Origin of the sequence: Kitasatospora sp. NPDC096140, assembly GCF_040303045.1 — a bacterium.
Lineage (GTDB): Bacteria > Actinomycetota > Actinomycetes > Streptomycetales > Streptomycetaceae > Kitasatospora.
The window spans coordinates 308406-322227 of the sequence record NZ_JBEOUW010000001.1 but is presented as its reverse complement, the minus strand read 5'-3'; the positions used below and the strand labels follow the sequence as shown (position 1 = coordinate 322227).

Below are 13822 nucleotides of genomic sequence, written 5' to 3'. Positions count from 1 at the left end.
CGGCGGACACCCGGCACTCGCCCGGGCCCGCGGCTCGGCGGACAACCCCGGCGTCGGGGCCCGGCTCGGAGCTCGGCGGACACCCGTCGCTCGGGTCGAGGCTACGCCGGGTGGTCGGGGCCGGCGAGCGGAGCAGGACCGGGGCCGCCCGCACTGCCGCCCCTGCCACCATCCGGGTCACGGCCTGGGCCACCGTCCGTGTCACCACCCGCGCTGCCGGGCGGGCGCCACACCGCCGGCAGGCTGCCGAGGACGGCGGCGATCCCGGTGCGCCGGGCGACCTCCAGCAGTGCGCGGGCCATCACCGAACCGGGCTCCCGGGCGGCGATCACCAGGCCGATCGGCGCGCTGTGCACCGGCTCCACCAGCGGGACGGCCCGCATGCCGTGCGGCACGCCGAACACGTGCAGCCAGGCGTACGGCACGATGCTCGCCCACTGGCCGGTCCGCACGTGCGCGAAGAGCGAGGCCACCGAATCCGTCTCGACCCGCGGGATCGGCGCCAGCCCGAGCTCCGCGAACACCTCGTCCAGCACCCGCCGGCCGTGCATGCCCGTGTGCAACAGGCACAGCGGCAGCCCGGCGGCCTCCGCCCACGTCGCCCTCGGGTGGCGGGCCAGTTCGTCGGCCGGACCGGTCAGCAGGACGTACCGCTCCTCGTACAGCGGGAGCGCGCGCAGCTCGTCCGCGTCCGGCCCGGGCAGGTAGGTGATGCCCGCGTCGATCTCGAAGTTCCGCACCTGGCGCAGGAGTTCCTCCGCACGCAGGTCGGTCGACAGCTGCACGGCGGCCAGCGGATGGGCGGCGCAGAACGGTGCCGTGAGCAGGGGGACGGCGCCCGAGGCGGTCGGCACCGAGCCGATCCGCAGCCGTCCGCTCAGCCCGGTGCGCAGCGCGTCCACCTCGTCCCGCAGGGCGTTCCGGTCGGCCAGGATCCGCTGCGCCCAGAGCACGATCCGCTCGCCCTCGGGGGTCAGCCCCTCGTAGGCGCGGCCGCGCCGGACCAGCAGCACCTTCAGCTCGTCCTCCAGCTTGCGGACGGCCTCGGAGAGCGCGGGCTGGGAGACGTGGCAGGCCTGGGCGGCGCGGGCGAAGTGGCGCTCCCGGGCCAGGGCGACGAGGTATTCGAGCTGGCGGAAGAGCATCTAGTCGGCCTCCCGGGCGGAGCCGTCCGGCCCCGTGTCCATCCGGTCGGTGCGGGTGTAGACGTTCATCGAGTCGCCGCGCAGGAAGCCGACCAGGGTCAGGCCGGTCTCCTCGGCGAGGTCCACGGCCAGCGAGGACGGCGCGGAGACCGCCGCCAGCATCGGGATGCCCGCCATCACGGCCTTCTGGACCAGCTCGAAGGAGGCCCGGCCGCTGACCATCAGCACCGTGCCGCGGGCCGGCAGCAGGCCCTCGCGCAGGGCGTGGCCGACCACCTTGTCCACGGCGTTGTGCCGGCCGACGTCCTCGCGCAGGCACAGCAGCCGCCCGTCGGCGTCGAACAGGCCGGCCGCGTGCAGGCCGCCGGTGCTGTCGAAGACCTTCTGGGCGGCGCGCAGCCGGTCGGGCAGGGCGGAGAGCAGCGCGGGGGTGACGCGCAGCCCGTCCTCGGCGACGCTCCAGGGCGCGGTGGTGCGCACCGCGTCCAGGCTGGCCTTGCCGCACAGCCCGCAGGAGGACGTGGTGTAGAAGTTGCGCTCCAGCGAGGCGTCGGGGGCGGGCACGCCGGGGGCGAGGACGACGTCCACGACGTTGTAGGTGTTGCCGCCGTCCGCCGTGGCGCCGGCGCAGTAGCGGATCCCGGCCACCTGGTGGGCGGCGTGCAGCACACCCTCGCTGACCAGGAAGCCGGCCGCCAGGTCGAAGTCGCTGCCCGGGGTGCGCATGGTCACCGTCAGCGGGCGCCCGCCGACCCGGATCTCCATCGGCTCCTCGGCGGCCAGGGTGTCGGGGCGGTGCGTGGGCGTGCCCTGGCGCAGGCGCAGCACCCTGCGCTGTACGGTCACTCGGCCCATGGTCGTCGGCTCCTCGGATCGGTCGGTGCGGGCTGCGCCGTGGACGGTGTCGCGGACCGGGCGCGGATCACGTCGTGGGTGACCTCATGGGTCATCTCACGGGGCACGTCGTGGGCCGGGTCGCGGACGCCGTCGTGGCGGACGCTACGGATGAATCCTCGCTCCTCCGGCGGCCGGGGTGCGCAGCGCGGTCCGGTTCGGGCAGGTGACGGCGGCTGTGCGCGGCCGTCACGGCCAGGCAGAGCAGGCCCACCGCGGCCATGCCGGTCAGCAGGGCCGGGTAGGAGGCGTGGCCGGCCGTTCCGGCGACCAGCAGCGGGGTGAGGAAGCCGCTGGACGTGGTGCTCTGGTAGAGCGAGGCGGCGCTCGGAGCGGCGAACGGACCGGCGGGCGGGCCGGCCGGGGCGGCGGGCTCCGGCCGTCCGGTGCGGTCGGGCCGCTCGGCGGTCCCCGGCGTCAGCCGCTCCACCTCGTGCAGCCCCGCACCGAGCGTCAGCCCGTACCCGGTGCCCAGGACGACGGCGGCCGCCACCACCAGCCCCACCGAGTCGCGCCCGGCGGCGAGGGCACCGATCAGCAGCCCGGCGATGACGGTGGCCATCGCGGTGAGGGTGGCCCGGGCACTGCCGCGGTCGTCCAGCCGGGCCGCGAGGGGCTGGGCGAGGACGCCCGCGGCGAGCGTCAGTGCCGCCACCAGGCCGCCGAACAGCGGCGCGTAACCGGGGACGCGGTCGGCGACCAGCGGGGGCAGCACGACGTACGCCACGGTGGCGGAACCGAGCACGGCCGGGCTGGCGGGGAGGACGACGTAGCGGAAGCGGGGGTGCCGGACGGCCCTGCGGTGCTCGTCGCCGGGGTCGCCGTGGTTGTTATGGACGCCAGGGTCGCCGTGTCCGGCGGCGGCCTCCGTCGGCGGCCCCGGGTGGCGGCCCGGTGCGGTCTCCGGCAGCCGACGGGTCGCGCGCAGCACCAGCAGGCAGCCGAGGGCGTGGGCGAGCGCGGGCAGCACCATCGGGCCGGGCAGCCACTCGGCGAGCACCCCGGCGGCCAGTGCGCCCGCCGAGAACCCGGCCCCGGTGGCGTACATCGCACGGCGGGCCGGGACGGCCGGGGGGACGGACGGCCCGGAGAGCTCCCGGAGCCAGGCCGTCCCCGCGACGAAGACCAGCCCGGCGGCGAAGCCGGTGGCCGACCGGGCGGCGTACACGGCCGGTTCGTCCGCCGTGGCCAGGACGGCGCTCGCGGCGGCGGACAGCACGAGTGCGCCGCGCACCGCCCGCCGACGGCCGTACCGGTCGGCGGCGGCGCGGCCCAGCAGCAGGCCGGGGACCAGCCCGACCAGGTAGACCGAGAACATCGCGGCCAGTGACAGCGCCGACCAGTCGGTGCGCTCCCGGTACACGGTGGCCAGGGCGGTGAACTGGTTCGCGCCCCAGGCGGCGACGGCCACGGCGGCCGCCGCCGGGAGCCAGCGGGCGGGCGCCGTCGGGACACCACGGGCGGCCATCCGTCCGGACGGACCGGCGGGGAGTTCGTCGACCGGGTCGTCGATGGTCCTCATGTTCCGCCGTTCGCCTTTTCGCCTTTTCGGGGCTTCCTGGATTTCTCGATCCCAGTGTGTCGGCCGCGGCCGACGGGCGTCAAAGAGGTGATTCCTGTGGCGTGATAGGCGGAATTTATCAAGGCTTGTCGAGGACTTTCGAGGAACGTCGAGGAAAGCCGAGGAACGTCGCGGAATTCCGTGCGGACTCACGGATATCGCCGGCCGGGCGATCCGGAATGGGCCCCGGCATTCCGGCGCGGGATTTCCGGGGGCGGCGGCGACGCCGCGGTCCCGGCTCAGTCCGCGCCGCGCCCCACCGACAGCACGACCGCACTGGCCGCGCCGCTCGGCGTCTCGTAGTGCACCGTCTCCCCGGCGCGACGTCCGAGCAGCGCCTTCCCGAGCGGGCTGTCGAAGGTCACCAGGGTCTGCTCCCGTTCCTCGGCGATCTCCGAGACCTCGACGGTCTCCTCCGCGCCGTCCCCGAACCGCACGGTCACGGTGGACCCCACCCCCACCACCTCCGTCGACGGCGCCCCGGCGACGGCCGCCTCCCGCAGCCGTCCCTCCAGCTCGGCGATCCGCCGGTCAAGCCGTGTCACCTCCGACGCCCGCTGCAGTTCGTCCGCGGCGTCCGCCCGGTCCCCGACCGGCTCCACCCCGCGCAGCGTCGCGGCCACCTCCCCCCGATCCGCCCGCAGTTGCGCCAATTCCTCCTGCGCCGCACGCAGGCCCTCGGCGCTGATGGGTTCGGGACCACCGGTCATGCCTGCTCCCGGGTCTCTCGCGAAATGCTCAAACACCGGACGCCTCCCATTAGCCCACCCCGCCGGGCCCCGGGCAACTCTGTCCCCGGGGGGGGCGGTGCCGGCCGGTCACGGGAGGGCGGAGGGCGGTGCCGGCCGGTCACGGAATGGCGGAGTGGTGCCGGCCGGTCACCGGCGGGCACGTCACCGAGCGAGTGCGTCGTCCCGCCGGCCCTGCGGCGGCAGCTGCGCGACGACCGGCGCGAGGAACTCGCTCGGCGTCCCGTGCCAGGAGACCGCGAGGGCCTCCCGGGCGCGCGTGCACGCCACGAAGAGCAGGTTCAGTTCACCGTTCAGGTCCTCCCGGTACTGCTGCGGGTCCGTCTCCTCCGGGGTGAGCGCGGAGCGCATGGGCACCACACCGTCGCTCACGCCCGCGACGGCGACGCAGCGGAACTCCAGTCCCTTCATCCGGTGCATGGTCCCGATCCGCACGCCCGGGGCCGGCGTGCTGCCGAGCATGCAGGCGGGCGTCCCGGCGTGCTCCAGGGCCCGGGCGATGTCACGGCCGAGCTGGACGGTCCGGACGGCGACGCCGATGTCATCCGGGTCCACGCCCGAGGCGGTCCACTCGCCGATCCGCTCGACGAGCGCCCGGATCTCCTCCGGCCGGTCGACGTGCCCGTGCGTCTCGGGGTGCGCGCCGTGCAGGGTCGAGTGGTAGCCCACCAGGGACTCCTCCCCGCCGTCCATGTCGTCCGGGCGTTCGCCGGTGAGCAGGGAGGCCGACCAGCCGAGGATCTCCTGCGTGGTGCGGTAGTTGACCCGCAGCCGGGCGGAGCGCCCGACCACCTGGATCCCCACGGCGCGCAGTGAGACCTTGTTCCCGTTGCCGTAGATCCGCTGGTGCGGGTCGCCGGCGAGGAACAGGTCGTCCGGTCCGGGCGCGACGAGTGCGCGCAGGAACCGCCACTGCGCGGGGTGCAGGTCCTGCGCCTCGTCGACCACCAGGTGCCGGAACGGGCGGTCGCCCCCTTCGTCGAGCGCCCGCGCGGCCTGCGCGCAGACCTGCAGGAACGTCCACTCCCGGGCCTCCCGCAACTCCTCCTCGAACGCGGCCACGGCACGCCACAGTTGGGCCTTCTTCAGAGGCCCGAGCGGTGTGCCCCGGCCGGCCCGCGACGCCCTCAGGTACTGCTCGGGGCCGTCGATCGCCTGGGCCAGGACGACCTGTCGCCACTCCTGGTCCAGGAAGACGTCGGTGAAGTCGACCCCGAGTCGCCGGGCGACCCGCCCCCAACGGGCCAGGACGGCGCGCTGGTTGAAGACGATCTTCAGCGGGGCGCCGCCGCGGGAGCGGCGCAGGACCTCGTTGGCCAGCGCGTCGACGGTGACCACCCGGACCTTCGCCCTGATCCGCTCGTCCGTGACGAGCAGGGCCAGGCAGCGTTCCAACTCCGCCGCGAGGTCCTTGGTGTAGGTGGTGAGCAGCACCGACCCGTCGGGGGCGTCCGGCGGCAGCCGGCGCGCCAGGTGGTAGGTCCGGTGCAGGGCCACCACGGTCTTGCCGGTCCCGGGGCCGCCGCTGACCCGGGCGGGCCCGTTGTACGAGTCCCGGTAGGCGATCCGGTACTGGGCCGGGTGCAGGAAGATCCGCCACGCGTCGAACGGGCGCTCCAGGATCTCCAGCAGCTCCTCGGGGCAGGACACCAGGGCGACCCGGCCGCGGGCGTGCGCCATCGCCGAGACCAGCCCGTCCCCGGGCTGCGCGGTGCTCACCGGAGCCGCCGCCCGCGCGTACGCCTGGACGATCTCGCGGTCGACGTCGGCCGGCTCCATGCCGCTGGCGAGGCCGACCAGGACGTCGAACTGCTGCTCCGGCAGGACCCGGTGGAGCGCCTCCAGGTGGGTCTCGTCGGGCAGCAGTCGGATGATCGGCAGGATCTCCTCGTCGATGCCCAGACTGCGCAGGACCTTGTCGGAGCGGTCGGCGAAGAGCCGCCGGGGCTCGTCGGAGGCCCGGGTCCGCAGGGAGGCGGTGGCGCGTTCCAGGGCGACGTCGTTGCGGATCTCGACGCCCTGGGTGGCGGCGTTGACCGAGGCGCGGTGCTTGCACGCCCAGTCGTTGGCCTTGTCGTGGGGGAGGACCTTCAGCAGCAGGTAGCCGTCGCCCTGGTCGGCCTTGAGGACCACGCCGCGCCAGAAGTCGGTGATCCGGATGGTCCGGATCCTCGGGTCCCGCTGGTTGGTGAGCTTCTCCAGGTGCGTGCCGGCGTGCGTCGCGCCGGTGAACTTCTCGAAGGTCTCGTAGACCCTCCGCTGCACCGACTTCTCCAAGCCCGCGAACTCCATCAGGAAGTCGCGGTGCATCCCCAGCGTCGCCACGCGGGCCCCCTCGTGCCTCTGTCCGGTCGGGCAGTCCGATCACTGTACTGGCCCGACGATCACCGGGCCGCGTACGGACGATCACCGGGCCGCGTACGGACGATCGCCGGGCCGCGTACGGACGACCGCGGGGCCCGGCGGCCCGGCAAGCGGTGCGCGCGGGCGGGGCCCGAGGGTGGCGGTGATCACCTTCTGGGGCGGGGCGGCGGGGGAAAGCGCAGGTCGGAGCCTCGGGCGAACCGGCGGGAGGCGGGACCGGCCGCGGGGGCGCGGGCGGGCGAAGCTACCATGTGGGCAACACCCTCAGCTCGAAAGATGGACTTGTGACTGTCAACGACGACGTGTTCACGGACTGGAAGAACCGCGAGGAGATCGCGGAGTCGATGATCCCGATCATCGGGCGGCTGCACCGGGAGCGGGACGTCACCGTCCTGTGCCACAGCCGTTCCCTGGTGAACAAGTCGGTGATCAGCATCCTCAAGACGCACCGCTTCGCCCGGCAGATAGCGGGCGAGGAGCTCTCGGTCACCGAGACGATGCCGTTCCTGAGCGCGCTGACCGCCCTGGACCTCGGCCCCTCGCAGATCGACATCGGCATGCTCGCCGCCACGTACAAGGCGGACGACCACGGTCTGTCGGTGGAGGAGTTCACCGCCCAGGCCGTTGCGGGTGCCACCGGTGAGAACAAGCTGGAGCGCCGGTCCGCCCAGGACGTCGTGCTGTACGGGTTCGGCCGCATCGGCCGCCTGGTCGCGCGGCTGCTGATCGAGAAGGCCTCGGGCAACGGGCTGCGGCTGAAGGCCATCGTCGTGCGCAACGGCGGCGGCGACGACCTGGTCAAGCGCGCCTCGCTGCTGCGCCGTGACTCCATCCACGGTCAGTTCCAGGGCACCATCACCGTCGACGAGGCGAACAACAAGATCGTCGTCAACGGCAACGAGATCACGGTGATCTACTCCGACGACCCGACCAAGGTCGACTACACGGAGTACGGGATCAAGGACGCGATCCTGATCGACAACACCGGCAAGTGGCGTGACCGCGAGGGCCTGTCGAAGCACCTGCGCCCCGGCATCGCCAAGGTCGTGCTGACCGCCCCGGGCAAGGGCGACGTCCCGAACATCGTGCACGGCGTCAACCACGACATGATCAAGCCGGACGAGCAGATCATCTCCTGCGCCTCCTGCACCACCAACGCCATCGTCCCGCCGCTGAAGGCGATGGAGGACGAGTACGGCGTGGTCCGCGGCCACGTGGAGACCGTCCACTCGTTCACCAACGACCAGAACCTGCTGGACAACTACCACAAGGCCGACCGTCGCGGCCGCTCGGCGCCGCTGAACATGGTGATCACCGAGACCGGTGCCGCCTCGGCCGTCGCCAAGGCCCTGCCGGACCTCAAGGCGAAGATCACCGGCAGCTCGATCCGCGTGCCGGTGCCGGACGTCTCCATCGCGATCCTCAACCTCCAGCTGAAGCGGGAGACCAACCGCGAGGACGTCCTGGAGTACCTGCGCAACGTCTCGCTGACCTCGCCGCTGAAGCGCCAGATCGACTTCATCGACTCGCCCGACGCGGTGTCCAGCGACTTCATCGGCTCGCGCCACGCCTCGATCGTGGACGCCGGCGCGACCAAGGTCGAGGGCGACAACGCGATCCTGTACCTGTGGTACGACAACGAGTTCGGCTACTCGTGCCAGGTCGTCCGGGTCGTGCAGTACATCTCGGGCGTCGAGTACCCGACCTACCCGGCTCCGGCGGTCTGATCCTCCGGACGGTACGTGCGGCGGGGCGGTGACCGGCTGGTCACCGCCCCGCCGGCGTTTCCGGGGCGGTACGGTGCTCGGTGCTCGGTGCTCGGGGCGCTGCGGGCGGTCGGCGCCGGGCCCGGTGGGCTCCGGACGGCGGGAGGGACGGGGATGACGGACGGATGGCCGACGGTCGAGTTGGATCCGGTGCGGCGGCTACGGGTGCTGGCGGCGGCCGGGACCGCGCGTCCGCTGTTCGCCGAGCGGCGGCTTTCCGCCGGGTTCGACGAGGTGTGGTCGGTCGCCGGTGACCTGTCCGGTGAACTGCCCGGACTGATCAGCGGGTTGCGCTCCTTCGAGGTCGGTCCCGGTCCCGGCCCCGGGGCCGGCGGTGGGGGCGGAACCGGCGGCGGGGACCGGCTGGTCGGGCTCGCCGTGAGCGTGCTCGGGCACCGGGAGCGTTTCGACATCGTGCTGCGCAGCGGCTGGTGCCTGATGCAGAGCAAGGTGCTGCTCGGCGGGATGGCCGCCGTGCCGGACGGCGACGGGACGCGCTTCGCCCTGCTCGCAGCCCTGCGAGTGCCCGGTGCGGGGCCGGTGCAGCGGTTCTTCGGTTCGCTGGTGGACCGGCGCGGCGAGGTCCTGCTGGACCGGCTGGAGCGGAGGGTCGGGTCACGGGCGGACTCCGGCGGCGAATAGCCGGCGGACGGCGCCGGCCACCTCCTCGGGTCGCTCGTGCGGCAGGAAGTGCCCGCAGCCGGGGAGGACTTCGGCCGTCAGGTCGTCCGCGGGAGCGCCGGCGGCGGAGAGCAGCGCGGGGCGGATCACCGGGTCCAGCGCGCCGCCGAGGAGCCAGGTGGGAACGGTCAGCCGGCGGTGCCGGTACCGGCCGAGGGCCAGGCGCGGGATGTCCCGGACGACGAAGCCCCAGTGCAGCCGTTCGGCGGCGTAGGCGGCGTCGGGCGTGCTGCCGGCGGCCACGTACTCGGCCGACTCGGCCTCGCTCCACGGGGTTCCGGGGGCCACGCCGCGCCGGAGGAGGTGGCCGAGCAGGCCCGGGTGACGGCGGACGACCCGGCGGCCGATGCCCGGGTACTCCAGCAGCGCGGTGTACCAGAACCGCCAGGCCGTCCCGAGCAGGGCGCGCTGCCGCGGCCACGGGTGGGTCATGTTGAGTGCGAGGAGGCCGGTGAACCGCTCGGGTGCGCGCAGTGCCAGCTCGAAGCCGGTCCAGGCGCCCCAGTCGTGGCCGACCAGGCCGACGCGCTCCAGGCCGAGCCGGTCGAGCACGGAGAGGACGAGACGGGCGCGGTCGTCGGTGGTGTAACCCGTCCGGCGCGGGGCCGACGACCAGCCGAAGCCGGGGAGGTCGGCACAGAGGAGGCGGAACTCCCCGTCGAGCAGCGGCAGGAGGTGCCGCCAGGCGTACCAGTGCTGCGGAAAGCCGTGCAGGAGCAGGAGGGGCGTGCCGTCCCCGGGCCCGGCCTCGGCGAGGTGCAGTCGGACGCCGTCCGCGCCCTCGACGAAGTGGTGGCGCACGCCGGGGAGTTCGGGGAGCGGGCGGGGTTCGGTGCGGGTGGTGCGGGTGGTGCGGGTGGTCCGGTCGGTGCGGTCGGTACGGTCGGTCGGCTCTGTCTTCTTGGTCGTCTCGGCCATCTCGGTCCCTCGTTCCGGGTGCCGGGTGGTGTTCCCGGGAGGGGACGGATGGTCCCCCTCGGGAATGGAGAGGGCGGAAAGCGGCCGGACAATCCCCGCGGCCGGCGGAATTCTCGTAGGGCTAGCCGTCCTCGGTGGTCCAGGCGGTGCGGAAGCCCCGGCGGGCGCGGAAGAGTCGTGAACGGACGGTGCCGAGCGGGAGGTCGAGGATCCCGGCCACCGACTGTTCGTCCAGGCCCTCGACATGACGGAGCGTCAGTACGGCCCGGTGGTCGGGCGGCAGGCGTTCCAGGATGTCGCGGATGTCGGCGGCCAACTCGCCGTCCCGCGCGTCGGGTTGCTCGTCCGCGGTGGTGCCGGGCGCCGTCGGCGCACGGCGCCCCGGAGCGGACGGGGCGCGGCTCGCGAACCGGACCGCCTCGCGGGCGGCGATGACCCGGGCCCAGCCGAACAGCGCCTCGGGGGACGTGAGCCGGTGCAGGTTCCGGACGATCGCGATCATCGCTTCCTGGGCGGCGTCGGGAGCGTCCTGCAGGGCGATCGGCGCGCAGACCCGGCCGACGTACGGCATGAGCAGGCCCACCACCTCGTCCAGGGCGAACGCGTCGCCCTGCTGGGCGGCCCGGACCAGCGGGGCGAGGTCCGGTCGTCGGCCGTCCGCGTCCGTCATGCCGCCCCCCGTCGATGGTCGTCGCCCCGGGTGGACGGTACTGGACGGGGCGGCGCGGCCGAGCGGCGGGCGGGTGGCGCCCGGTGCGGGGGCGGCGACGGGCGGGGGCGGCGCTGCGGCTATGTTGAGGGGTCACGGACAGCCGGAGGGAGCGGGCAATGGGGATGGGTGGTCGGCGGATGGCCGCCGCGGTGGCGGCCGGGGTGCTGGCAGCGGTGCTGGCCGGATGCTCGTCCGGGGGGTCGAAGGGCGCCGCCGGGACGGCGTCGGGAGCGCCGGGCGCGGCGGCGAGCACGGCCGCCGGCACGGCAGCGGCATCCGCGCCCGCGGACCCGGGCGCACCTTCTGCGGCACCGACCGCGGCCGCATCCGGGGCGGCCCCGGCACCGGCGACCGCACCGGCGGCCCCGTCCGTGCCGGCCGCCGCGGCCGCGCCCTCCGCGGACCTGGAGGCGGCGCTGCTGGACGACAAGCTGGTCGGTCAGGTGCTGCCGGACGCCGGCGTGATGGCCGGGTGGGAGGAGGAGAAGCGCCAGGTCGACACCGCCGACCACACCGTCACCTGCACCGCCGCCAAGCCCTGCACGGGCAAGCCGCTGAGCGCCTCGGTCCGCTTCTCCTCGGGCGACGTGGTCACCCGCTTCATCGTGGAGACCCTGCCCGGCCGGGACGCGGCGAGGAACCGGCTGAAGGAGACGTACGCCTCGTACGCCGCCGGGCCGTTCAAGAAGATCGACACCCCGGCGCTGGGCAGCGAGAGCCAGGCCTTCCAGGGGCCGCTGGCCCAGGGCGAGGGCGTCGGCATCGTGGTGCGCTCGGGCACCGTGGTGGCCAGTGTGACCACCGAGGGCGGTCCGGTGGACGTGGCCGCGACGCGGCGGTTCGCGGTGATGCTGGTCAAGCGGATCGAGCAGGCGCAGTCGGGGCGGACGCCGGACGCCGGGCCCGGCCTGGCCTGACGAGGGCGGCGGCCGACGGGCGACGGCGCCTGACGGGCGGCGCGGGGCCGGGCGGTGCGGCGGGGCGGGCGCGGGGCCGGGTGCGCTGAACCGGACGCGCGGACCTGGTCGGCCGGCTGGTCGGTCGTTCCGTCGGTCGGTCGCCTCGTCGGTCGTCCCGTCGGTCGGCCGGGGGCGATGCCCGTCCGTCAGTGGTGGCTGGGTTCGTGCAGGCCGAGCGCGACCCAGCTGTCCAGCGCGCAGTGCGCCACCCGCCAGCCGCGCAGCGGGCCTGCCGCGCCGGTCAGCTCCGCGCAGGCGACGGCCAGGGCGGCCTCGGCGGTGAGCGGGTGGTCGGCGAGGGTGAAGACCACCGCGTCCACGGTGCCAGGCCCGGCCAGGATCCGGGCGTGCTCGATCCGGACGGGACCGAGCAGCCCGTGCTCCAGCCCCTCCCGTACGGCCTCGGGGGTCGGCCGGTCCGCGCCCTGGGGGCCGCCGGGAGCGCGCAGGTGGAAGCGGATGGCGTGCACGGTCCAAGACTGACGGATCGTCGGCTCGTGCGGCGGCGGCGGGCCGTGGCAGATCACTGTCAGGCGGCAACATGTCACCCCCGAGGCCCGTGCGTGCCGCCTCGGCGCTGCCTTCGTCCCGCCTCGGTGCCGCCTCGGTCGTCACCTTCGTCGTCGCCTCCGGGAAGCCCCCCGTGCCGCTCCCGCTCCGCCCCCGTTTCACCTCCCGACCCGTCACGGAGCCCGCAGCGCGCTGGGCTGGGGAAACGGATGTCAGTCGCGCGTGATATGTACTCATCTCGGGTGGCCGCCGTGCGGCCGGCCGTGCGAAAGATGCCGATGACGTTCGAGGGGGCCACCACATGCCGCTGTTCCGACGCCGCTCCGGCGAGGAGGGCGCGCAGGACCGGACCGGGCGGCGCGGGTTCGGGTTCGGCTGGCGCTCCGCCGGGGCGAAGGCGGCCGCCCGCGCCACCGAGCCGCGGCTCGACCCGACCTTCGGAGACGAGTCCGTGCGCCTGGTGCTCGCGCAGGCCGCGGCAGGCGACTGGGCAGCGCTGCGCCCCGCGCTGGCGGCCGTCGAGGACGGCGCCGAGCTGACCCACCTCGCCGGGGCGATAGCCGACGTGCCCGGGGTCGAGGAGTGGACGGGCCGCGTCCTCGCCGACACCCCGGACGACACGGTGGCGCTGCTGCTCTCCGGCGCCCGGCAGGTCACCTGGGCCTGGGAGGCGAGGACCGGCGCCCGGGCCAAGAACGTCACCGAGGAGCAGTGGAAGCTGTTCCACCAGCGGCTGGACACCGCCGAGGAGCAGCTGCTGGAGGTCGCCGAGCGCGAGCCCGCCTGGCTCGCCCCCTGGTACTTCCTGCAGATCAGCGCCCGCGGCGCCTCGCTCGGCCCGGAGATCGCCACCTGCCGCTTCGAGGCCGCCGTGCGCCGCGCCCCCGGACACGCCGGCTCGCACCGGCAGCGGCTGCAGCAGCTGTGCGCCAAGTGGGGCGGCTCGCACGAGGAGATGCACGCGTTCGCCCGCTCCGCGATGCTGGCCGCGCCCGAGGGCAGCCACCTCGGCGAACTGGTGGTGCTCGCGCACCTGGAGCACTGGCTGGACCTCCCGGACGGCGAGGACCACGCCTACCTGACCAGCCCGACGGTGCTGGCCGAGATGCAGGAGGCCGCCTTCCGCTCCGTCCTCCACCCGGACTTCCAGCCGGTGCGCGGCTGGCAGGGCGCCTTCAACAGCTTCGCGATGGCCTTCTCGCTCGCCGACCAGCGCAAGACCGCCCGGATGCTGTTCGACGCGCTGGACGGGGCCGTCACCGAGTCGCCCTGGCACTACCTCTCGGGGAACCCGGTCAAGGCCTTCAGCGCCCACCGCGACCGCTGCGCCGCGTACTGAGGACGGCCGCGCAATGCACCAGGGCCGACCGTGTCCGACACCGCCGGTGTCCTGATGCCGAGCCGCATCACGACGCCGTAGTGCCTGCCGGCGCCGACCGCCTGCCGACGCCGATACGCCGTCACCGACCGCCTGCCGATGCCGGCCGCCCGACGCCGCCGACCGTGCCCCTGCTCCCAGCCGCGCCCCTGCTCCCGGCTGCGCCCCCTGAAACGTCACCCACC

Annotated in this window: 12 protein-coding genes; 4 read left to right on the top strand and 8 right to left on the bottom strand. The window is 74.5% G+C overall.

The features are described from left to right. Positions 1 to 101 precede the first annotated feature (101 nt). The 5 genes from ABT048_RS01370 to ABT048_RS01350 all read right to left on the bottom strand — a co-directional run bounded on the left by ABT048_RS01370 (position 102) and on the right by ABT048_RS01350 (position 6674). On the bottom strand, positions 102 to 1145 hold the full coding sequence (locus tag ABT048_RS01370) for a LysR family transcriptional regulator (protein ID WP_350519207.1): 1044 nt from the start codon (positions 1143 to 1145) through the stop codon (positions 102 to 104). After that, on the bottom strand, positions 1146 to 2000 hold the full coding sequence (fdhD, locus tag ABT048_RS01365) for a formate dehydrogenase accessory sulfurtransferase FdhD (protein WP_350519206.1): 855 nt from the start codon (positions 1998 to 2000) through the stop codon (positions 1146 to 1148). 91 nt (positions 2001 to 2091) lie between these two features. After that, positions 2092 to 3561: an MFS transporter gene (locus ABT048_RS01360; protein WP_350519205.1), complete on the bottom strand. Its 1470-nt coding sequence runs from the start codon at positions 3559 to 3561 to the stop codon at positions 2092 to 2094. 278 nt (positions 3562 to 3839) lie between these two features. Further along, on the bottom strand, positions 3840 to 4310 hold the full coding sequence (locus tag ABT048_RS01355; RefSeq protein WP_350519204.1) for a GreA/GreB family elongation factor: 471 nt from the start codon (positions 4308 to 4310) through the stop codon (positions 3840 to 3842). A gap of 183 nt (positions 4311 to 4493) precedes the next feature. Beyond that, positions 4494 to 6674 carry a UvrD-helicase domain-containing protein gene (locus tag ABT048_RS01350; protein WP_502893950.1) on the bottom strand — a complete coding sequence of 727 codons (2181 nt, stop codon included), beginning with the start codon at positions 6672 to 6674 and terminating at the stop codon, positions 4494 to 4496. 323 nt (positions 6675 to 6997) lie between these two features. Here ABT048_RS01350 and ABT048_RS01345 point away from each other — a divergent pair, with 323 nt between their 5' ends. Together ABT048_RS01345 and ABT048_RS01340 are read left to right on the top strand one after the other, a co-directional pair. Then, on the top strand, positions 6998 to 8440 hold the full coding sequence (locus tag ABT048_RS01345; protein ID WP_350519203.1) for a glyceraldehyde-3-phosphate dehydrogenase: 1443 nt from the start codon (positions 6998 to 7000) through the stop codon (positions 8438 to 8440). A 153-nt stretch (positions 8441 to 8593) separates the two neighbouring features. Further along, positions 8594 to 9121 (top strand): hypothetical protein, encoded by a 528-nt coding sequence (locus ABT048_RS01340; protein WP_350519202.1) that lies wholly within the window; start codon positions 8594 to 8596, stop codon positions 9119 to 9121. On the opposite strand, the gene ABT048_RS01335 is transcribed toward ABT048_RS01340, so the two are convergent. Continuing rightward, positions 9095 to 10078, bottom strand: coding sequence for an alpha/beta fold hydrolase (locus tag ABT048_RS01335; protein WP_350519201.1), 984 nt, complete (start codon positions 10076 to 10078; stop codon positions 9095 to 9097). The genes ABT048_RS01340 and ABT048_RS01335 overlap by 27 nt on opposite strands. A gap of 121 nt (positions 10079 to 10199) precedes the next feature. Next, entirely contained in the window at positions 10200 to 10748 is a 549-nt protein-coding gene (locus tag ABT048_RS01330) for an RNA polymerase sigma factor (protein WP_350519200.1), read from the bottom strand. 158 nt (positions 10749 to 10906) lie between these two features. Between ABT048_RS01330 and ABT048_RS01325 the strand changes: the two genes are divergently transcribed. Continuing rightward, positions 10907 to 11707, top strand: a complete 801-nt coding sequence (locus ABT048_RS01325) for a hypothetical protein (RefSeq protein ID WP_350519199.1) — start codon at positions 10907 to 10909, stop codon at positions 11705 to 11707. A gap of 188 nt (positions 11708 to 11895) precedes the next feature. Here the strand turns inward: ABT048_RS01325 and ABT048_RS01320 are convergent, their stop codons facing one another. After that, the gene (locus ABT048_RS01320; RefSeq protein WP_350519198.1) at positions 11896 to 12219 is read right to left on the bottom strand and encodes a hypothetical protein; all 324 of its coding nucleotides are present in this window, start codon (positions 12217 to 12219) and stop codon (positions 11896 to 11898) included. A gap of 341 nt (positions 12220 to 12560) precedes the next feature. Between ABT048_RS01320 and ABT048_RS01315 the strand changes: the two genes are divergently transcribed. Further along, complete coding sequence (locus ABT048_RS01315; RefSeq protein ID WP_350519197.1) at positions 12561 to 13598, top strand: hypothetical protein; 1038 nt, start codon at positions 12561 to 12563, stop codon at positions 13596 to 13598. Positions 13599 to 13822: the final 224 nt, after the last annotated feature.

What these genes read in the sequence shown, in the direction of transcription:
- ABT048_RS01370 (WP_350519207.1), bottom strand. Translation starts at nt 1,145, where the DNA reads ATGCTCTTCCGCCAGCTCGAATACCTCGTCGCCCTGGCCCGGGAGCGC.
- ABT048_RS01335 (WP_350519201.1), bottom strand. Translation starts at nt 10,078, where the DNA reads ATGGCCGAGACGACCAAGAAGACAGAGCCGACCGACCGTACCGACCGC.
- ABT048_RS01340 (WP_350519202.1), top strand. Translation starts at nt 8,594, where the DNA reads ATGACGGACGGATGGCCGACGGTCGAGTTGGATCCGGTGCGGCGGCTA.
- ABT048_RS01325 (WP_350519199.1), top strand. Translation starts at nt 10,907, where the DNA reads ATGGGGATGGGTGGTCGGCGGATGGCCGCCGCGGTGGCGGCCGGGGTG.
- fdhD (WP_350519206.1), bottom strand. Translation starts at nt 2,000, where the DNA reads ATGGGCCGAGTGACCGTACAGCGCAGGGTGCTGCGCCTGCGCCAGGGC.
- ABT048_RS01360 (WP_350519205.1), bottom strand. Translation starts at nt 3,561, where the DNA reads ATGAGGACCATCGACGACCCGGTCGACGAACTCCCCGCCGGTCCGTCC.
- ABT048_RS01330 (WP_350519200.1), bottom strand. Translation starts at nt 10,748, where the DNA reads ATGACGGACGCGGACGGCCGACGACCGGACCTCGCCCCGCTGGTCCGG.
- ABT048_RS01355 (WP_350519204.1), bottom strand. Translation starts at nt 4,310, where the DNA reads ATGACCGGTGGTCCCGAACCCATCAGCGCCGAGGGCCTGCGTGCGGCG.
- ABT048_RS01315 (WP_350519197.1), top strand. Translation starts at nt 12,561, where the DNA reads ATGCCGCTGTTCCGACGCCGCTCCGGCGAGGAGGGCGCGCAGGACCGG.